Source organism: Mycoplasmatota bacterium, assembly GCA_018394295.1.
In the GTDB taxonomy this organism is placed as follows: Bacteria; Bacillota_I; Bacilli_A; order Haloplasmatales; family Haloplasmataceae; genus JAENYC01.
In genome coordinates this window covers 54748-73653 of record CP074574.1, presented here as the reverse complement: position 1 = coordinate 73653, position 18906 = coordinate 54748, and the positions used below count along the sequence as shown (strand labels likewise).

At 25.4% G+C, this 18906-nt stretch carries 30 protein-coding genes; all 30 read right to left on the bottom strand.

The genetic code is table 11. The annotated features are described in order from the left end of the window. Window positions 1–111: 111 nt before the first annotated feature. Entirely contained in the window at window positions 112–1353 is a 1242-nt protein-coding gene (locus tag KHQ81_15770) for a transposase (GenBank protein QVK19704.1), read from the bottom strand. Between the two features lie 122 nt (window positions 1354–1475). Then, window positions 1476–1679 (bottom strand): hypothetical protein, encoded by a 204-nt coding sequence (locus tag KHQ81_15765; protein QVK19703.1) that lies wholly within the window; start codon window positions 1677–1679, stop codon window positions 1476–1478. A gap of 12 nt (window positions 1680–1691) precedes the next feature. Then, window positions 1692–2381 (bottom strand): hypothetical protein, encoded by a 690-nt coding sequence (locus tag KHQ81_15760; protein QVK19702.1) that lies wholly within the window; start codon window positions 2379–2381, stop codon window positions 1692–1694. Between the two features lie 13 nt (window positions 2382–2394). Continuing rightward, a complete protein-coding gene (locus KHQ81_15755; protein QVK19701.1) occupies window positions 2395–3018 on the bottom strand; it encodes a hypothetical protein in 624 nt (207 codons plus the stop codon). A gap of 182 nt (window positions 3019–3200) precedes the next feature. Further along, window positions 3201–3404, bottom strand: a complete 204-nt coding sequence (locus tag KHQ81_15750; protein QVK19700.1) for a hypothetical protein — start codon at window positions 3402–3404, stop codon at window positions 3201–3203. Between the two features lie 102 nt (window positions 3405–3506). Then, the gene (locus KHQ81_15745; protein QVK19699.1) at window positions 3507–4106 is read right to left on the bottom strand and encodes a hypothetical protein; all 600 of its coding nucleotides are present in this window, start codon (window positions 4104–4106) and stop codon (window positions 3507–3509) included. Beyond that, complete coding sequence (locus tag KHQ81_15740; protein ID QVK19698.1) at window positions 4103–4765, bottom strand: hypothetical protein; 663 nt, start codon at window positions 4763–4765, stop codon at window positions 4103–4105. Before KHQ81_15740 ends, KHQ81_15745 begins: the two co-directional genes overlap by 4 nt. 23 nt (window positions 4766–4788) lie before the next feature. After that, window positions 4789–5745: a hypothetical protein gene (locus KHQ81_15735; GenBank protein QVK19697.1), complete on the bottom strand. Its 957-nt coding sequence runs from the start codon at window positions 5743–5745 to the stop codon at window positions 4789–4791. 270 nt (window positions 5746–6015) lie between these two features. Then, complete coding sequence (locus KHQ81_15730) at window positions 6016–6375, bottom strand: hypothetical protein (protein QVK19696.1); 360 nt, start codon at window positions 6373–6375, stop codon at window positions 6016–6018. Between the two features lie 22 nt (window positions 6376–6397). After that, entirely contained in the window at window positions 6398–7177 is a 780-nt protein-coding gene (locus KHQ81_15725) for a hypothetical protein (protein QVK19695.1), read from the bottom strand. Between the two features lie 106 nt (window positions 7178–7283). Continuing rightward, complete coding sequence (locus KHQ81_15720) at window positions 7284–7877, bottom strand: hypothetical protein (protein QVK19694.1); 594 nt, start codon at window positions 7875–7877, stop codon at window positions 7284–7286. Window positions 7878–7880: 3 nt separating this feature from the next. Next, the gene (locus KHQ81_15715; protein QVK19693.1) at window positions 7881–8474 is read right to left on the bottom strand and encodes a DUF3846 domain-containing protein; all 594 of its coding nucleotides are present in this window, start codon (window positions 8472–8474) and stop codon (window positions 7881–7883) included. Further along, complete coding sequence (locus KHQ81_15710) at window positions 8471–8836, bottom strand: hypothetical protein (protein QVK19692.1); 366 nt, start codon at window positions 8834–8836, stop codon at window positions 8471–8473. Before KHQ81_15710 ends, KHQ81_15715 begins: the two co-directional genes overlap by 4 nt. Window positions 8837–8851: 15 nt before the next feature. Next, a complete protein-coding gene (locus KHQ81_15705; protein QVK19691.1) occupies window positions 8852–9478 on the bottom strand; it encodes a hypothetical protein in 627 nt (208 codons plus the stop codon). A 104-nt stretch (window positions 9479–9582) separates the two neighbouring features. Continuing rightward, window positions 9583–10044 (bottom strand): hypothetical protein, encoded by a 462-nt coding sequence (locus KHQ81_15700; GenBank protein ID QVK19690.1) that lies wholly within the window; start codon window positions 10042–10044, stop codon window positions 9583–9585. 9 nt (window positions 10045–10053) lie between these two features. After that, entirely contained in the window at window positions 10054–10239 is a 186-nt protein-coding gene (locus KHQ81_15695) for a hypothetical protein (protein ID QVK19689.1), read from the bottom strand. Between the two features lie 93 nt (window positions 10240–10332). After that, the gene (locus tag KHQ81_15690; GenBank protein ID QVK19688.1) at window positions 10333–11040 is read right to left on the bottom strand and encodes a hypothetical protein; all 708 of its coding nucleotides are present in this window, start codon (window positions 11038–11040) and stop codon (window positions 10333–10335) included. Between the two features lie 146 nt (window positions 11041–11186). Further along, window positions 11187–12206: a hypothetical protein gene (locus tag KHQ81_15685; GenBank protein ID QVK19687.1), complete on the bottom strand. Its 1020-nt coding sequence runs from the start codon at window positions 12204–12206 to the stop codon at window positions 11187–11189. A 20-nt stretch (window positions 12207–12226) separates the two neighbouring features. Beyond that, window positions 12227–12988: a hypothetical protein gene (locus tag KHQ81_15680; GenBank protein ID QVK19686.1), complete on the bottom strand. Its 762-nt coding sequence runs from the start codon at window positions 12986–12988 to the stop codon at window positions 12227–12229. Window positions 12989–13218: 230 nt separating this feature from the next. Then, entirely contained in the window at window positions 13219–13551 is a 333-nt protein-coding gene (locus tag KHQ81_15675) for a hypothetical protein (protein ID QVK19685.1), read from the bottom strand. Between the two features lie 17 nt (window positions 13552–13568). After that, window positions 13569–13799, bottom strand: coding sequence for a hypothetical protein (locus KHQ81_15670; protein QVK19684.1), 231 nt, complete (start codon window positions 13797–13799; stop codon window positions 13569–13571). 228 nt (window positions 13800–14027) lie between these two features. Further along, window positions 14028–14225: a hypothetical protein gene (locus KHQ81_15665; protein ID QVK19683.1), complete on the bottom strand. Its 198-nt coding sequence runs from the start codon at window positions 14223–14225 to the stop codon at window positions 14028–14030. Window positions 14226–14230: 5 nt separating this feature from the next. Then, the gene (locus KHQ81_15660; protein ID QVK19682.1) at window positions 14231–14782 is read right to left on the bottom strand and encodes a recombinase family protein; all 552 of its coding nucleotides are present in this window, start codon (window positions 14780–14782) and stop codon (window positions 14231–14233) included. A gap of 2 nt (window positions 14783–14784) precedes the next feature. Beyond that, a complete protein-coding gene (locus KHQ81_15655; protein QVK19681.1) occupies window positions 14785–15063 on the bottom strand; it encodes a hypothetical protein in 279 nt (92 codons plus the stop codon). Between the two features lie 333 nt (window positions 15064–15396). Beyond that, on the bottom strand, window positions 15397–15729 hold the full coding sequence (locus tag KHQ81_15650) for a hypothetical protein (protein QVK19680.1): 333 nt from the start codon (window positions 15727–15729) through the stop codon (window positions 15397–15399). Window positions 15730–15912: 183 nt separating this feature from the next. Then, window positions 15913–16200: a hypothetical protein gene (locus tag KHQ81_15645; GenBank protein QVK19781.1), complete on the bottom strand. Its 288-nt coding sequence runs from the start codon at window positions 16198–16200 to the stop codon at window positions 15913–15915. 349 nt (window positions 16201–16549) lie between these two features. Further along, entirely contained in the window at window positions 16550–16987 is a 438-nt protein-coding gene (locus tag KHQ81_15640; GenBank protein QVK19679.1) for a hypothetical protein, read from the bottom strand. 40 nt (window positions 16988–17027) lie between these two features. Further along, complete coding sequence (locus tag KHQ81_15635) at window positions 17028–17294, bottom strand: hypothetical protein (GenBank protein ID QVK19678.1); 267 nt, start codon at window positions 17292–17294, stop codon at window positions 17028–17030. A gap of 196 nt (window positions 17295–17490) precedes the next feature. Then, entirely contained in the window at window positions 17491–17856 is a 366-nt protein-coding gene (locus KHQ81_15630) for a hypothetical protein (GenBank protein ID QVK19677.1), read from the bottom strand. A 5-nt stretch (window positions 17857–17861) separates the two neighbouring features. Further along, window positions 17862–18899: a hypothetical protein gene (locus KHQ81_15625; GenBank protein QVK19676.1), complete on the bottom strand. Its 1038-nt coding sequence runs from the start codon at window positions 18897–18899 to the stop codon at window positions 17862–17864. Window positions 18900–18906: the final 7 nt, after the last annotated feature.

The following is an 18906-nucleotide window of genomic DNA, read 5'->3' as shown; positions in this document are numbered from 1 at the left end:
CGTTTTTTGTAACATAAGGGTGTAAAAATGGGTTATCTGATAGAGTGAACTACCCCTACTTATAGAAGTAGAAGCTTCATAAGAAGTTTGGTATTTAAGTTCCCACTTGCTTTAACAAGCAACCCTTATTCTTACTGGGCTGAACACATAACCCTTATCCCTCATAGTCAAAACTATTTTAGGAATACATTCTTCATTTTTTCTTAGTATGTTGAGTGAACCATTAACATCTGCATTAATAGTGCCAATACTCGATTCAAATAATCCTCTATGTATTCTACGTTTCTTGTTATAGAAAAAATTTGTTACCGGTTCAAGATCAACTGCACTACATCCACTGGTATAACTTTCTTCCTGGTATTCAATTTTTAGCCCATTTAATTTAGCTTTGTACTCGATCATGTTAGCTAATTTTTGAATAGGAATTTGTACAAATAATTTATTATAACTTACACCTTGCTTAATATCAGTTAAATCACCAATAATAATTTTGCCTACTTGATGTTCTTCTGCTAATTTGATTACTCGATAACTAACCTTGTGCAAATAATCTAATACATAGTTTTCACGATATGTTCTCAAATTGTTAATTCTTTTAGTATTTTTAAACTGCATACTTCCATGTTTTTTCATTTCAATACTTTGTAAATTTGCAATTTTCTTATTTATATACGAATTAATACTCTTTAGCTTTTTACCAGAGACTACATAAGAATTATTTGTTTCTTTGAAGGTTAATGTAGCTAAATTATTAAGTCCTAAATCTATGGCCATAACATTTGTAGAATGATTGATTAATTCTTCTTTTTCATAGATTATTATCAAATACCAGGATTTAATTTGATGATCATACTTAACTTTAACTTGATTAATACTATTCCAATTAACAAGGCTTTGAAGTTTATCAGGTACCTCAAAATTAAGACTGTTCACCTTAAAATTGGATTGTATAGTTTTAGATAAAGATAACATCAATTGATTATTTTTAAATCGAATAGCTAATTTGGTAAAGATAATCTCATTCTTATTATCCTTAAGGTTTTTATATTTTGGTCTACCTGGTTCACCTTTATATTTATGTGGATGGTTCTTATAATCAGCTAAACTCTTAAAATAAGATTTCCAATTCTTTTCTAGAACCTTAAGACAATGTTGATAGGTATGTGAATGAAGGAAATCTCTATGCCTATTCACTTTTAAATCTTTTTCTAGTTGGATATATGGTTTATATTGTTCTTCCCTACAGATGTAATTTGCGATGTTATATAACTTTGTAGTATGAAAGGATAATTCTTCCATCATTTGTAACTGTATAGAACTGAATTTAGGCTTAAATTTAAAGGATAATTTCATTATTAATTCACCTCTTTTCTATACAATAATTATACCATATTTTAATATTTACCTAAATTATATTTAGTAATTTTAAATAAGAACAATTCATCCCACCACTTATAGAAGTGGGAGTATTCTTGTTAGTTTTGGATAAAATAATTCTTATATTTACTGTGATTAATAACATAAATCAGAGTGTCGAAACGTTCTTGTAACTCTTGTTTTGTTAAAACTCTTTCATCATCTTCTGTTGTGTCAATATTAGAAAGAAGTAATTGATAATCTTTATCCGAAATAGTAATTTTTTCATCATCTATAAAATTATATATATTTAATTGTTCCATACTTAACCTCTCCTACAAATCTAAGTTAGCCTGTATTGATTTTTGTGTAATTTTTTGGAAGTCTTTTATAATTTCATCGATTTTTTCAACAAAATTAAAATTTCTTTTTTCAAATTCATACAATTTTCCAAGTTGTTTAAATTCACCATTAGGTGCCTTTTCATATAAATTAAAACTAAAATAGTTAAAGTTTTTAACATTTACTCGTTTTAATTCTAAAAATTCTTTTAACTCTTCATCATTGGTGATTTCCATTTCTTGCAGTATAGTATTTAATTTTCCTGTATTATTAGTATCTTTAAATGCTAGAAACTCTTTTTCCTCAATATCAACTGCATTTAATTCAATTACACCTTCTGGTTCTACGTTGACAAATAAAGCATTATATTTTATTTGACAAATAACTCCAGAATGAAATAAACTATCTGTTTTATCCAACGAATAATTATTACTTAATTTAATTGAAAATTCTGGATAATTTTCTTTTAGTTCTATTAATTTTACAGAAATTGGCCAGTCAGTTCCTAGACAAATATCATAAACATTTTTACTTATTTTCTCTATATCATGAATATATTTTGGATCCATTTCTTTTTGGAATAAATTAATTTCTCTAGGTGTTGTTTTTACTTCAGCTTGAAACCCATCTTCAGTATCACGAATTTCATTTAAAATACTTTTAGTTGATTCACTTAAACTCATATTTATTCTCTCCTTATAATTCTAAAGATTTATTTTGATTAATTTGTATTTTTATATTGTTTCGTAATGCAAGGTCATTAAGAACGAATTGTAGATGTCGATCATTTGTGTTAACATTAAGAACATCATTTTTTATGAATATATTGTTACTATCTAGCCATTTATAGAAATGTTCTCCTGGTACAAAATCATCATCATAAAATTGATTTTCAAAATAAGTATTAAAAGTAATAGATAATAAAGAACTTACTTGTTCACTATAGTTCATTTCATCATAACTTTTATTAGAAACCGAAATGTAAGATATTCCATTTCTATAATTAGTTTTAGATAAGTTTTTCATAAGTTCCAAAAAAATACCTTCTATAGTTTTCAAATTATCAATAGCCTGGTTAATATCATTTAATGTGTAAGCTTTATTATGTTTAGGTATATCATATAAAATTTTCAATTCATGAATTAAAAAATCTTTAATGCTATTAAATTTTAAATTACTATAATCTTCAATATCATTAAATAGTTTTAGACCATAAAACTCATATAAAATAATATTTCTCTCTAATACTAAAACACCACCATAAGATTCTGTGTCAACTCTAATAGTCCCGTTACTAATATTTTTAATACTAAAATCCATAACTTCACTCCTTAATATAATAATTCTAATTAAATGATACCACACCCAATATAAAAAAGCAACAAATGAAAACACACCCTTATTTTTTAGGTGTGTTTAATTTGTATTGCATTTGTAGTTTTTCAGTATTGCATTTGTAGTGTATTAGATGTTTATGTATTGCAAATGTAGTTATTAAGGGTTTACGATAATTCAAAACAATCCTTTACTTCATAAGAGTCTATAAACCCATTTTCTACTGCATTCAGTAATTCGAATTTTTTAATAAATTCATTTACCTCTTCTTTATTATTAACATTTAGCTCTCTATTTACTTCAATTTCTCTTGTGATTTCACGATTAATTCCATTTTTAGTTATTTTTAATATAAACTTGTATTTTCTCATTTGACACCTCTTTTTCTAGGATACTATATATTTATTTTATCATTTTATGTATAAAAATGCAATAAAATGTATAAATAAATGTATAAATTTGTATAAAAAGAATTAAATAATTTGTTCTATTTTTTTGATTCTATTTAATATAGTTGATTTAATATTTTCATCTATTAAATTTAATATTTCTTCTCTTTCATCATTATCAGAAGCATAAACGATACACTCATAAACAAATTCTTCATTATGTTTTATTTTATCATTAGCCATTTCATAAGCATTACCACCGGTATATAAAACTGTTCTCATAACATTTATATCATAATTGTATGTAGGAAGTACTTCTCGTTCTAAATCTTCATATATAGAAGGATAGTGCCATTTGTAATTATCCCACATTTTTACATCTGAATTGCTAAACCAATTCCCAAAATCAATAACTTCTCCGAACTCTGAATTTAATCTTATTGACTCTTGATCTAAATATAGCCAATATAAATATCGATTAATATAATTAGGATTGCTCTTAATTAGTTCATTATTAAAAAAATCTTTTGCTTCCTCAATACCTTCAAAATGCTTTATTTCAAGATTTTCATGTAGTGTATTATTGTCGTACTTTTCTTTATCAAATTTAATTTTATATTTTTTAAAAAGTTCTTTGATTTTTTCAAATTCATTTTTCTTATGAGTAGATTTATTTACTCTCATGTAAGTTCCACCTCGTTATTTTTATTCTTGATAGGATGATTAATGTGTTTATAATTTAGTTGTTTTTGCTTAAAATCTCTTGCTAAAAGTGGTGGTCTATTTGCTTCAATAAGTTTGAAAATTGTATTTTTATATCCATATTCATAAAGTTTATTAGAAACTTCATCAATAGTATTCACAGCTGAATCACCTATTGGTTTCATTTCTTTATCAAAATAAGTTAATTGACATTTATAATCCTCTTTTTTAGTGTAAGGATGTACAATTAACCATTGATACAAATAACCATCTTCATCATATTTAGGTAATTTAAATGTATAACCTTCATAGTCTTTAATATAATTAAGTATTTCTTTTTTTTCATAATCAACGATATAAGATAATTTATCTAAATAGTCTAGGTGATCCCATTCATTATTTGGCATTTTTAAGGGTTTTCCATATCGCTTATCAAAATATAGTTCATAGTCATTAATTTCCTTTTCTGTTAGTAGTCTATCATATTCTACATACCCCCACGCAGAAATATTAAGTTCCCATACATTTTCTTTTTTATCATAGCTAACTATTTTATTTGTTCCTTTAGGTTGTGTACCAATACCAGGTGGTCTTAATTTTAAATAATATCGATAAACTTCTTGTTCATTGTGATTTTCCATTATATCCCCTCTTTCTACCTATATTATAAAGATAAACATCTTTGATTTGAATTTTTAATGATTTCATAACCATGTTCTAAAATTAAATCATCAAGTGGAAGCATATTATCATTTTCTATATCTGCTAATAATTTAAATACTTGATTTTTATATTCATCATTACTTAAGATTAAGAAGTAAGTATTTTTTGTGAACTCTTCTCCCTTTTCATTAATAGCATTAACTATAGAATAAATATCTGGATTATCTTTTGAAATACCAAAATTCTTTGGAGATTCTATTACATCACTGTATAATCCATCTATATAAGAATATAATTTGATCTCTAAAGTAGTACTTAATTCTCTATCTAAAAACTCAATTTTAACATTGTTATAAGGACAATATTCTTGATTATTAATGTATGAAATTAAAATGTCTAAAAAATCAGATTGGTCTAATAAAGTAGCTAAAGATTTTGAATAAGAATCATAGTCATAACGTCGAATACTATATTGTTCGAATTCAAAAAACTTTAAATTAGGATTGTAAACTCCCCATCTTTTTAAAGTAGGTTGTTTTTTATAAGCAATATCAATAAATAACATATATTCTTCATAATCTAAATTTTGTTCTAAATACTGTTCAATTTTTTTATTAAAATTAGCGATTAAGTTTTCCTTTATTATTTCTTTCCCATCTATTTTTAATTTAATTATTGGATTTTGGTGATAATTATTCATAATTGAATTAACTTCATCCCATAATGAGATGTCTTCAATCATTAATTGTTCATTTTCATCTTCATCATAATAAGATATTACATCATAAGTAGTAAATATATCATAAGTACTTTCCTTGTAAGATTCTCCTTTTAAAGAATATAAATTTTCATGTCCTTTATATTTTTCAAAAACTTTTGGAGTTAATTTTATCTTTGTTCCCTCCATAAATATATTCCATTTCTGATTCTCTGATTTTGTTAAAATTCCATATTTCACAGAACTCACTCCCTTTATTCATCTTATTTAATGATACCACACCCAAAAATAAAAAGCAATAAATAAAAACACACCCAAAAATCAATGGGTGTGTTTGTTGATTAAAACAAGGATAGTTGTTCATATCTATCTCTCTTGTGAAGTTCTTTGTAGATTGTTTTTAGTTTTTCTTCTTCCAGGATATCATTACTATTTGAATTTAAAATGCTTCCGTGAACTACCCCTACTTATAGAAGTAGGAGTTTCATTACATGTTTTCTCTCTCCCATTTTAGAATAATGATAATTGTTGATGGAGATATATTAATGGTTGAAGTCCTAACTCTTGAATATATTTAAGAGATTCCTCTATCGCTAGAGGATTATACTCTTTACTACCAAAATAAACATGTTTTTCACCGTTTTCATTAAATGATTCCGATTCAATATATAAGCTTATATCATTGGAAGAACCCACGCTTGTACAATATCCAAAATATACTTTATGTCTTAAATTTTTACTTGGGCTAAAAAAATTATAATCAAACTTAGGTGGTGAGTAGTTTTTAGATTCACTAATGTTATATATATTAATATGATGTTTATAACAAAACTCATATATATTTTCTAAATATTTATTATTAATAGGCATTTTATCACCCTCTTATCATTTGTTAAAAACTTAATTCATTATTTTTAGGAATAGGTCGGAAATCGAAAAATTCATCTTTTATATACGCTTCAACTACTTGTGAAATATCAATTGTTCCAGGTAAAAATCCATTAGTAGAAGCTTTGTTTAAAGATTCATGATCTTTATAAACTTTTACTTCAAACCATATATTTGGAAGAGAACGATTTTCTATTTTATATTGTTCATATTCACGTATAATTAATTTGCCTAAATATCCTTCTGGTTTATGTTCGCAACTAACATAAGTAAGATCGTTGTAAAAAAAAGCAATTAATTGTTTCTCTTTTTCCTCAATAGGCTTCCCTTCAAATTCAATTATGTTAACAGTTCCTATATTTCCTATAACCTCATTAAATTTACATTTTACTTTATTGGATACAAGATTTTCAATCTGTTTTACATCTTTTAAAAGATTAGATTCTTCGAATAATTTTTGATTATCTAATTCTTGTTGAGTAGGTTCATTTTCATTATAAAAATAGGTAGATAGATCAACCCCTTCATAAATGTCTATATTGGTATCCTCTAATATAACTTCTCTAATTTGATCAACAAAATCTTTAGTGAAATGATTTTCTATATAAGTATAATAAACATGATGTAAGACTTCACCCATATTTTTAAAGGTTTCTTTATCAATATCACCTAAATTTGTTTCTTGTAAATCCCATACTGCATAGCCACCCTCTACTTTTATCAATTCAAATTCAATATTATCTAGTGCTTGTTCAGTAATTTTTCTCTTCTCATTTAAATTCAATTTAACCACTCCTAAATATTCTTAATAATTAAATGATACCACACCCAATATAAAAAAGCAACAAATGAAAACACACCCAGAATCCAATGGGTGTGTTTGTTTTTGTTTAAAAAGGTAAATCCATTTCTGTTAACGGCGAATACATCACTTTTCCTTGTTCTGAAGTTCCTCTGTTTTTTTCTCTATAATTTTTGATAATATGATAAACCTCGTCAATTTTTTCTTCGCCAATTATTTTAGAAAGTTCTAACCATTTATGACTAGGCATAATATTACCATGTTCATTAATTGAAATCGATATTTTATAATCGATTAAGGTTAAAATATTATTCTTTATTTCATAATTAAAATATTTTGATTCTATATCATCTAAATAGTTAATATCTCTGTTTTCGATGATAATTTTATTTCCGTTAAGATTAATATATTGAATATTTTCACTTTTAGCTGTACCATCTTGATTCCAGTAATAGTTACATTTAATATCAAAGTCATTATCTGTGGTTTTGTAATATGATAAGAAGAAAGCTTCTAATTTTTTTGATTCGTTAAATGATTGTTTTAACCATATCGTTAATGTGTTATCATCTTCTTTAACCTCATACCCTAGATATTGTTTACATTCATCTAATATAAATTGTAGTTTATTCAATTGCTTATAGTTTTGGATTTCGATAGTTGTATTTATTGTTGTGGCCATGAATTATAAACTCCAATCCATTACTTTAATATGTATATAATCATCTGGATCATATTCTACTTTTGACCAATCATAACCTACAACTTTTAAATAAGCTAAAACTTGGGATATTTGGGTATCACTTAACCCAATTAATTCATTATCATTATTACAAAAAATTACATCACCCACTACAATATCAGCACCAGGTCTAAACGGAAAATTAATTGGTAAATGAAGAGGTTTTCCGTTTTCATTTACCCAACATTCGATATTGGAATCCATTTCAATACATTCAATAGTACCATTAACAACTTGTCTTTTAAATTTATAAAAGTCTTGTTCTTTATCGATTTCTACAATTTTAGGTTCTTCACCTACTTTTTTGACTATAACTCGCCTTGTATTTGTTAAATTCGGTGCTAATTTTTTAAGATAGGTTTTAGGTTCAGAAAAATATAAATCCAAAGATAAATTTGCCTTTTCCTGGTAAGAATCTAAAAAATTATTTATATTTCCAAAGTGTTTTTGGATTATTTCGATATTTTCTTCAGATAAATGATTCTTAATTGTTTGTTCATCTAATGCCAATATATCTTCCACTAACATTATTGTCATATAGCGGTCTCTCCTTTTACCATAGTGAAATTTGCTTCTGATATTGATTTTTGAATAACTTTTAATGTTGGAACATATGGTATCCCAAAAACATTATCTAAAATTAAGTGATTGCCTTTTCTATCTACTACTACAAGAAAATCATTACTCATAACATCATTACTTTTTATTTGATCTATAATAAAATTATCTTCGTGATAAAACCAAATATTTACTTCGTTGTCTTGATCTAATTTATCAACATAACTTTCTAATTCAAGCATTGTATTCAATTTTATTTTTTTATGCCTATTAAATTTTTCTAGGCTTGTATAAGGTATTTGGTATTTATCAACTAAATTTATAATTCTTTCCCTATTCACACTACTCACCTCACATTATAACTCTAAGTTTTTATCATTTTTAACTAACTGAAATTGGTAATTTTCACTCTCCCAATCGCTGTTTAAATTTTCTACTAACTGATTTAATTTGTATATATTTGGATGTTCCTTTAATAGTTCTTTCAATTCAAATTTTTCTTGTAGTTTAAACACTTCGTTATCATGTGTACCAATAATATTATAATTTTTTAACTGATTGCTTAATTGAATAAAATTACTTTCTCGTAAAGCTTTAATAACCTCTTTTTCATAATTTTCTGATTTATCACCTATAATTGCACTGTTAAAATCCTCAACAAAATCAGCTACCCAATCGTCATTATCCCAATTATTATGAATAGTATCTTGTAAGAAACTAGTGTTTTTATAATAATCTTTAGCAAAACTTTTTAGAATATCAATGTTGTCATGAACCACATCATATAAATTTATTATAAGGTTATAATCATCAACAACTTTAATTACATCACAATTATCAGCTACCCATTTAGCTAATGGGGATTTATCATAATTAGTTTTAGAATAGAAATAAGAACATACATCAATATATTGATCACCAACCTCAAATTCTCTTTCTGATTCAAATTGATTAATATAATCAATTAATTTAATATTCTTCATTAATAATCACTCCTTAATATAATAATTCTAACTAAATAATACCACACCCAAAAATAAAAAGCAATAAATAAAAACACACCCAATTTTTATGAGTGTGCTTATTATTATAAATTAAATGAATGAGAGTGAGATTGTTCCAATATGCAATTCTTCATTAACTCTTCTATTTTTTTTAATTGTTTTTTTGATATTTTTCCAAGTTTATATATTTCATTATTTTTCAGTTTTTCATTAAGCAAATCTTTACTGAAAAGATAAAGTTGATCTACTTTTGCATGTGTTTCTTCGTGAAGGTTTGTAATGCTTTGTTCATCAGTAATTGTCAAGTTGTACCGATGATTAGGATTATCACTATGTTCTCTAGCTTTTTCGATTTTACTACTTAATTCTATATCAAGAAACATATCAACAAAGGATTCTAAAGAAGGTAAAAGATATCCTGGTAATTGTTCTTCTTCTGTTAACTTATCAAACACAATAAACATATGGTTGCGACCTACTTCTCCATTTGGATATAAATATTTGTCAATAAAGATGATATCCCCTTTTTCAATTTCATCATTCATGACAAACACCTAATTTCTACTTTCTCTATTTCTCTTAATTTTATCGAATACTTCTTTTCCTAATACTGCTTCAGCTTCTTCATCAGACATTCCACCAGGTAATGTACCATCTTGAAGAGCTTTATCACCATTAATTACTTTTATACTACCATTTTTTATACCCATGTTAATAATATCTAATAAATCTTTTTTCATGAGTTATTCAGCTCCTTTTTATAATCAAACTGATTATTTATACCTTATAATTTTACCATCTAATGTATAAAAATGCAACAAAATGATAAAAGATTATAAAGACAGACTATTTTTAGAGTACAATTTATTTTTTAAGGCATTGTATAAATGTTTATGAGTTGATCCATTTAGAAAAGGATTATCCTTGTTATCCCAATTCCAAAATCTACCGTTATATGAAAGATAACCTACTTCAGTATTGGTTTCATCTAAAATCAAAGAATCAAACAAATTACTACTTCTAAAATTACCATCATCACGATATTTATTATGCAGATTTTGAGCTTCTTTAATAGAACCAATTTCAATAATTTGTTCTAGATTAAGTATTAATTTGAAATTACCTTCTTGTAAAACTGTTTTATTGTTAATATATTTCATTATCTCTTTTTCTATTTCTTCATATCCTTGTACATTTAAAGTATGAAATTCTTGTAACCAGCCATATATCCAATCATCTTCTGTTACGTTTTTATATTGTTCAAGTATATTCTCATTCCAATTATTTTTAGCATAAGCCTTTAGATAAGGTAATATTGATTTTATAACTTCATGTGCATTTACTTTTAAAAAATTATCTTCCATAATTTGTTTGATTTTTAGATTGTTTATCATGAATTGAGTAAAAGGCTGGTTTTTGTATATATTAGATTTAAATATATCATCTTGATTGTAAATACAAGATTCCCAATCCCATACATCATCGATAATTGGTATTTCAGATATATTCGCAATATTATAATAATCTTTAAAATTTATCATTTTTTCCCTCTTCCTATATAGAATAATAACCAGGTATATTTTTCTCTATATATTTTTCATTTAAATTGATGATATTTTTAACTCGTTCTAAAAGTCTTTGATTATCTAAATAATTAAATTTTAACATTAACTTCACCTACTCTCAATTATTTTGATAATTCATTCTGTTTCCTAAAGTTTAATATTTCCACACATTCTTTTGCTACATTACTATTAGGATCAAGACCATTTTCGATAGCCATATTATATAAAATAGAGTTGATTTGAATATTATTTTCTTCAAATTGGCCAATAATTTCTGGATTCAATTTGAACAGTAAATTTATTACATCTGGATTATCTTTAAATGTTTTAAATAAATTAATGTAAAGACTTGAAATGTCATAATCCATAAATTCTCTACTCTCTAAAACATGTTCCATAGTTTCTAAAATAAAGTCTTTATTACTATCATTTATTAAAGGTTCACCCCAACCATTCAATTCTCCAACTAATTTTTGATAAAATTTTTCTGCTATTTCTCTTTTTTCAAATTCATTTATTCCTCTTACTTCTTTTTCATAAACTTTAGTTGCATTTATAAAGTTTGATGGGTATCGACCTTGTCCCCAATCAAACGTGGAGCTGTTAAAACCTAAAGCGACTATCCATTTATGAGAATGTTCAGTTTCCCTATAGAGTAATGCAATATCATTTTCTATGTTCATAATAGTAAATTTAGCGTTATCTTTAAATTTTGATTTACCTATGTTATCCTTGCTATTATTATTAGCTTTTTGTAACCAATTATATAATAAATTACTGTAAGAATCATCTTGACTTAACATATCAAAAGTATCTATTGTAAAATGGTAACTCCATTCATATATATCCCAATTCCTGTTACTTCTAACGTTATATTCCTGTTGGTTAAATTTTTTGAAATTTTTTATAAGGCATTCGACATTATCGTTGATAATATCTGATAAATTTATAATTATTTGTTCGTCATCTTTGCCAATTACTTGACAATTTTCTAATACCCATTTGGTAAGGTTATTCCCATTTTTATATGATTGTTTATCTAAAGCAATCACATCTGTAAAACAATCATCAGTATCAATAACTTCAATTATTTGATTATCATTCATAGATTCTAAATATTCTTTTAAACTTTTGTATAACATCTTTATTTACCTACCCTTCCTTATAAGCTTAAACTTTCTTGTCTGCTTTCCACTTTATTAATTAAATTAATCACTTCATCAAGTGAAATTTGATGATCTAAGTCATTTATTTCTCCAAATATACTATCATGGATATATCCATTTTTATCTTGAACCCCAACACTACAAGAATCATATGATATATCAGTTTCTAAAGATAATATTAAATTTTCGTTATAATTGAATAATAAAGAAATCCTTAACTTTCCATCGTCTACATCAGCTTGAAAATCCTTAAAATATAATTTTTTTGAAATAGCATTATTATAATCGTTTTCTAACCATGATAATAGCTCATCGTGTTTTTCCACCACTTCAATCGCAGATAAACCTTCAGCTTTCATAATATACTTCATACTTTCCTCATTCTTGAAAATACCGTTTAATTTATGCTTTAATTTATGTTTGATTAATAAATATTCCGGATTAATATGAGAAGCTTTCATGTATGATTCTAAAAAAGAAATATTATTTAAAATTTGTTGTCTATCTTTAGTCAAAGGAGAATATAACTGTTCAGTATAAAACTTCATTGTATAATGTAATTCTTTTTGAGAATTAGTTAAATCTAAATAAACACTATGACTTTCCTCTCCTAAATCCACACTAGGATTTTCTTCTAAAGTTTCCAAATTAACTTTATACCATTCATCATCACTTAATTTTATGTAATGACAATTTTCCATATCAGCTAGTTCATCCATCATTTTAAAGACTATTTCTTTTAGGCTTCCTTCATTCACATTTGTTACCTACCTTTCTTTATATAATTTTTAACTTTATAACAAAATAATACCACACCCAAAAATGAAAAGCAACAAAATAAAAAACACTTGTTATTTCAAGTGCTTTTACAAAATAAAGATAAGTTTATATTTCTATTTCATCAACATTTTTAGATATATTCATATTGGGTACATTTTGAATTAAATTTTTACAAACAATAATATCCTAATAGTCTCTCACAAGACTATTATTTTATATCACTTGCAACTACGTGTTTTAAACCATCATTTTGTGAATTAACAAACCCATACCAATCAAATATTAAGATCATTACATCATCAAATATTCTGTTTATTTCTAAATGATTTAAAATTTTATTTTTATCTAAATGATCCTCAATGTCTGTAAAATATTTATATAGTAATTCTAAATTATCTTCTAATCCATCAGGTATTTTCCCCTCTTGTAATTCTATATATATTCCTATTTCTTTAATAAGAGTAGCAACTTTGTAACCTAATGTATGTAAGAATTGTTCGCTGGTAATTGTTTTTTTAGTATATATAGCTCTTAATCCCATAAAATATCCTTTCTTATTTAAAATTCTAAAAGTCTTTTGTGTATTGATAAACCATATTCTTCTTCAATATGATCTAATACATCTTTTACTTGATATAAAATATTATCTCCACTAGAAATATCATCTATAGATAAAGTGATTTTATCTATAGTTCCATTTTCTTTATCAAACCTTCGTATCTCTATTTTATTTATTAGTATTTCTTTTTCAAGAAGTAACTTTTTGACTTTAGATTTAATAGAGTTCATTATTAATCCCTTCTTTCTTTGAACTAGTATTATTTTATCGATTTAATAATCTAATATAATTATACTATAAAATGTATAAATATGAAATAAATCGTATAAAAAATTAGGATATCGGTTTCCATTTTGAAAATATGTTGCTTGTATAAGACAATTTTAAACAATATCATATACAATTATACATCTAATTACTTCTCACAAGCCACCCCTACAGGAGTTTTTTTCAAAATATCACCTTAACATTAGATACAATACAGAACCTAACACTCCTACAGTTGTTCCTACAACAAGTATAGATGTTAATAATGAATAACGCTCACTTTTCTTATCGTAAAATGATAAAAATAAAATTAAAAATACAGAAAAAATAGCAATGATACTTAATAAAACAATAAATATTATTTGAAAAACATGATTTACTTGTTCCATTTAAATTAATCTCCTTTATTTAAATATCGGTATAATGTAGCTGGACTTACACCAGTCTGTTCGTGGATTTCCTTTAATGTATGTTTTTTTGATTCATAAAGGCTTATGGCCATATTAATTAATTTTTGTTTTTTTTTCGGCCTACCACCGACTCTACCCCTAACTCTTGCTGAAGCCAAACCGGAACGAACTCTCTCTGAAATTAATTCTCTTTCAAATTCAGATATTGAAGCAAAAATATGAAATATTAGTTTTCCAGTAGGAGTAGTTGTATCTATCTGTTCCTTTAAACTTATAAAGTTTACTTTTAGTTCATTAAATTTGTCGATTAAAAAAAGTAAATCTTTTGTACTTCTTCCTAGCCTAGATAAACTTTCAACCACAATAGAATCACCTGGTCTTAATTGATCTATCAAACGATTTAATTCTTTTCTCTCCATATTTTTACCGGTAATCTTTTCAGTAAATATTTTTTCTGTTCCATAGTTGGTAAGCAAATCTATTTGTCTATCTAATTTTTGTTCAGTTGTACTGACTCTAGCATATCCAAAAATCATATTTACTCACATCTCTTTTCAATTGTTTCATTATTTAATAATTTAAAAGAACGATATTTTATGTTTCTACCTTCATGGTCAGAATAGATATAACCTTTGGAAAATAATGGTGATTTATCCAAAGCATTTAGCACCCTATATATGAGTTTTAATGGATGGTCTTTTTTCATATTTGATATCTTAGCACATTCTCCAACTAAGTCCGGATCACCAAGCCATACAATCCTCACCTTTTTCTTTTTCATCAAATCAGCCATATTTTGAGCTATAGTTTTTTTCATATTATCCTCCTCCACATATTTTTTCTAATCTACACTTAGGACATTTTTTTCTATATATTAATTATATCAAAAACCTTAAAGTTAGTAAATAATGATAACTTGATTTTGAGATAAGTTTTGATAATATTTTAGTGTAAAAAAAAGCTATTTTTCAATAGCTTATAAATTATCTCAAAGACAATCGTTTTTGAGAGAGGAGTAATTAAATCTCATGTTCAGATTCCTTTAATCGTTTTTGAAGGATATTTTTTATGCTGGGATATGTGTAAGTTTATAAAAAAGTTTAGATTTTTATAAAAAAGATTAAACTTTTTATAAATCTACAGCTCACTCTCATAACATTTGCAATACAATATCAATAACTTCATCTAAATCTTTTTCAGTAATTTTCTCATATTCTTCATCGTTTAATTCTCTATATAAAAATTCCAATACACAATTACCAAAATCATCACTTGTTAGTCCATCGCCATCATCACAATCCCACATGTCAAGTTTATGTGTTAACTCATTGCATTTTAAATGTGCTTTCCATATATAAAAACTACCATCATTTACAACTGTACTATTTTCATAAAATTCACCTTTGTTAATAACACCACCGCACCAACTACAAATGTGTTCTTTACGTGCTTTGACATTTTTTATTTTAAGTATGTCTTTCATTCTTTCGCTCCCCTAACAATTTTATTGTCACCTCAACATTTTTGTTTAAACTTTTTTATAAAACAAGTAATAATAAATGTAGGTTTTATTTAAATTATTTTATAATTTTTTTACCCAATATCTTTTAAAACTCATCTCAAAATCAAATTCTGTTCAAACTTTATTTAAAACTTACAATATGTATTACATTTGCTTCCCTAATTTTTTATAATATTCAAACTTACCTTTTTTTCTCAATTGATAGGCCATAGTTAATACTGAACCATGAGTTCTTCCCAATGCAAGGGCTATATCAGCTTTTTTTCTACTATCCCACATAGAACACATATAACATAGTTCTTCAGTAGTCCAATGATTTTTGTAATTTTCATGGTATTCAGCATTATATCTTAATCTACTGTTTGATTTTGTATATTCTAATCCATCGATTATTACAACATTTGGTAGTTCTTTATAGAATCCACCATGCATTTGTATACTTTTTGTAGAATTCATCATATCGAACAACTCCTTTTATAATGTAATAAGATATTTTATTTGAATAAAGCAATTATAATCTTAATTATGAATATAGGTATTGCTAAAGCTTTAAGTATAATTCTTATTGGTCAATAGATCAAAAGAACTAAAACTGTTCTAATAGTCCAATAAAAAATAGACAGAACCGATGATGAAGAATTATGACCTACAATACCGGCTATTTTATAAGAAACATTATGTACTATCCTAGAATCAGATATATAGTCTGGAACACCATCGTTACCGATTATCACCCTGGATACTCTTTTATTCCTCTTTCTTTTATTTTGATATTTACTCATTATATTTCACCTGGTATATTTGTTTGGTGGAATGATTTATCTACAAGAGAATGCCCTAAGACTTCAGCCCAATCATTTATAGGACCTAAAGGCATTTCATTTCCATTTTCATCCAATGCATAAAATCCGATATTCGTCATCCATTGTTCATCAACTGGACAATAAGCAGTATATTCTCCAAAACAAATTAACATTTTAGTATTAGAATATAATGATCTAACAACAGTACCCTCAATAATTTCTTTTTCATTATTATCATTACATCTAGTAGAAAGTAGCAAATCAACATTACTAAAAGGATAATCCTTTACATTATTTTCATATATACAAGATACAATTTGTTGTTGATAATTAATATTTATCACTGGATATATTTTGTTAGTATCATGTACGAAAGCATGAAATATAAATCTAATATCTTTATTCTCTTCAGACATATATTTTCCCCCTTATATTTAGTTTTAATTGTAATATGAATCAACTTATCATCCATTGAAAATGTTCTATGCCCTTAATTTTTGCTTCATTTAAGCTACAATGATTGAAATAAGCCACAGGTGATTCATGTATCAACTTATTATCAATTCCATGCTTTTTTTGTCTTCTTATTGATACATAAAACTTATATCCTTTTTTATATTTTTTTAGATACATTCTGAACCCATTGTAATAATCGGATAATATCATATATTCATCATTCCTAAAATCTGAATGCCATATGGTATCAATCACTTCTTGATTCACACTAACACCAACTTTCTCATTACAAATTAATACAAATTTGTTTTAATATTTTTATAGACTTACAATAAACTCTTGTATTTACTCATATATTATAATATTAACATTTTATGTATAAATTTGCAATAAAATGTATAAAGAATAATAAAAAAAGACTAACAAAATTAGTCTCTTTTATTATTATTATTATGTAAAACGTTTATAGTTCTAGTTGTTGTTTTGGATAAAAATAAACATTAGCTAAATGCTTACCGTTTTCGTCTAAAACATGTCCATTTTCATTATCAATTGTGTAGTCCACATCATTTATCATCAATTCTACGATTTTATCTTCATCTTCTTTTGTTGCCGGTATATATCCGCTTTGTTTTAACGTTTTTAAACAAGCCATTCTGTCTTGCTCTTCATCACTCAAAAGTTCCGGATATTGATGTTTCATTTCTTCATAGGATAGTGTTTTTATTGGCTTACCGGCTGTGCTGTTTTCATAAATTTCATATAAATTGTTTTCTTTAATATTATCCCTAATTATTACTTGACTTAAAATTATTGGTGTCTTTACCATTTAATTCAGCTCCTTTTTGGTGTCAATAACAATGAATCATTTTTACGTTCTACAATTTCTAAAATATGGTTAATACGATTATAAAACAATTTTCCTTCAATTTCTTTTCCAGCTATATTTAATCCCTTAATTAATTTAGTTTGTTTACCTAACAGCAATTCATTCAAAAGTTCTTTAGTGATCGGAACACCATATATAAATTTAGGAATTGATACCATACAATCTTTATTTATACAAAGATACAACTTGTTATCATCATTCTCCACTACATCAGAACCACAAACTATGCAATTACCAACTTTATTATGATGTATCTCATTTGTTTTTAATAAATTTTCGTGAAGTTGTAATTTAAATTTTAATAACTTAATTATATTCTGATAATTTTTATCCTGGATATCCATTTGTTTTTCTAAAGAAGAATAGGCATTTATAAACATATTTTTTGTAGGAATAAAAACTCTCCATTTTTTTAATTTACTTGTAGTTTTAATAGTATTAATTAATGTATTTCTAATATCATAATTCCATATATCATTAAAAAAAGTAAATAGATCAATTTCTAAGGTATTTATTTTTAATTGTTTTAAAGTTCTTAATTTATTTTCATCAATGCTTTGATTGATTTTTATTTCAATATTAATGTAACTGCTTCCGATTTTTCCTAATATATCACATTTGATTTTTTTATTAATAAGTTTATTAAAATATATGTTATCAAATTTTATTATTTGTTCATTAATATATGAAATTGGTTTTCTACATTTTTGTAAATTTTCTGTAACACCAGGTATATATATTTGTTTAGTTTTTTCTAGAATTTCACAAGCTAGTTTTAATAAAACAACTTCTTTATAATTAGGACATAGATTAGAAGAGTTATGGTGTCTAAAATAATGTTTATTTTTTTCGCCATGACAAGCTTCTAATGATTTTTTGCATACTGGACAAATGCAATTACATTTTAAACCATTCTCTACATCATCAATATAAACTATTTTATTATCTTTAATAGCATACAGGAATCTATCTAAACGTTCCATATTACCC

Excerpts from the sequence above, each read along its gene's own strand:
- KHQ81_15675 (QVK19685.1), bottom strand. The coding sequence starts at position 13,551 with ATGGGATTAAGAGCTATATATACTAAAAAAACAATTACCAGCGAACAA.
- KHQ81_15745 (QVK19699.1), bottom strand. The coding sequence starts at position 4,106 with ATGAGAGTAAATAAATCTACTCATAAGAAAAATGAATTTGAAAAAATC.
- KHQ81_15625 (QVK19676.1), bottom strand. The coding sequence starts at position 18,899 with ATGGAACGTTTAGATAGATTCCTGTATGCTATTAAAGATAATAAAATA.
- KHQ81_15665 (QVK19683.1), bottom strand. The coding sequence starts at position 14,225 with ATGGAACAAGTAAATCATGTTTTTCAAATAATATTTATTGTTTTATTA.
- KHQ81_15640 (QVK19679.1), bottom strand. The coding sequence starts at position 16,987 with ATGTCTGAAGAGAATAAAGATATTAGATTTATATTTCATGCTTTCGTA.
- KHQ81_15770 (QVK19704.1), bottom strand. The coding sequence starts at position 1,353 with ATGAAATTATCCTTTAAATTTAAGCCTAAATTCAGTTCTATACAGTTA.
- KHQ81_15655 (QVK19681.1), bottom strand. The coding sequence starts at position 15,063 with ATGAAAAAAACTATAGCTCAAAATATGGCTGATTTGATGAAAAAGAAA.
- KHQ81_15720 (QVK19694.1), bottom strand. The coding sequence starts at position 7,877 with ATGGCCACAACAATAAATACAACTATCGAAATCCAAAACTATAAGCAA.
- KHQ81_15645 (QVK19781.1), bottom strand. The coding sequence starts at position 16,200 with ATGCATGGTGGATTCTATAAAGAACTACCAAATGTTGTAATAATCGAT.
- KHQ81_15650 (QVK19680.1), bottom strand. The coding sequence starts at position 15,729 with ATGAAAGACATACTTAAAATAAAAAATGTCAAAGCACGTAAAGAACAC.
- KHQ81_15695 (QVK19689.1), bottom strand. The coding sequence starts at position 10,239 with ATGAAAAAAGATTTATTAGATATTATTAACATGGGTATAAAAAATGGT.
- KHQ81_15730 (QVK19696.1), bottom strand. The coding sequence starts at position 6,375 with ATGCCTATTAATAATAAATATTTAGAAAATATATATGAGTTTTGTTAT.
- KHQ81_15685 (QVK19687.1), bottom strand. The coding sequence starts at position 12,206 with ATGTTATACAAAAGTTTAAAAGAATATTTAGAATCTATGAATGATAAT.
- KHQ81_15750 (QVK19700.1), bottom strand. The coding sequence starts at position 3,404 with ATGAGAAAATACAAGTTTATATTAAAAATAACTAAAAATGGAATTAAT.
- KHQ81_15670 (QVK19684.1), bottom strand. The coding sequence starts at position 13,799 with ATGAACTCTATTAAATCTAAAGTCAAAAAGTTACTTCTTGAAAAAGAA.
- KHQ81_15755 (QVK19701.1), bottom strand. The coding sequence starts at position 3,018 with ATGGATTTTAGTATTAAAAATATTAGTAACGGGACTATTAGAGTTGAC.
- KHQ81_15690 (QVK19688.1), bottom strand. The coding sequence starts at position 11,040 with ATGATAAATTTTAAAGATTATTATAATATTGCGAATATATCTGAAATA.
- KHQ81_15765 (QVK19703.1), bottom strand. The coding sequence starts at position 1,679 with ATGGAACAATTAAATATATATAATTTTATAGATGATGAAAAAATTACT.
- KHQ81_15700 (QVK19690.1), bottom strand. The coding sequence starts at position 10,044 with ATGAATGATGAAATTGAAAAAGGGGATATCATCTTTATTGACAAATAT.
- KHQ81_15740 (QVK19698.1), bottom strand. The coding sequence starts at position 4,765 with ATGGAAAATCACAATGAACAAGAAGTTTATCGATATTATTTAAAATTA.
- KHQ81_15715 (QVK19693.1), bottom strand. The coding sequence starts at position 8,474 with ATGACAATAATGTTAGTGGAAGATATATTGGCATTAGATGAACAAACA.
- KHQ81_15630 (QVK19677.1), bottom strand. The coding sequence starts at position 17,856 with ATGGTAAAGACACCAATAATTTTAAGTCAAGTAATAATTAGGGATAAT.
- KHQ81_15660 (QVK19682.1), bottom strand. The coding sequence starts at position 14,782 with ATGATTTTTGGATATGCTAGAGTCAGTACAACTGAACAAAAATTAGAT.
- KHQ81_15705 (QVK19691.1), bottom strand. The coding sequence starts at position 9,478 with ATGAAGAATATTAAATTAATTGATTATATTAATCAATTTGAATCAGAA.
- KHQ81_15760 (QVK19702.1), bottom strand. The coding sequence starts at position 2,381 with ATGAGTTTAAGTGAATCAACTAAAAGTATTTTAAATGAAATTCGTGAT.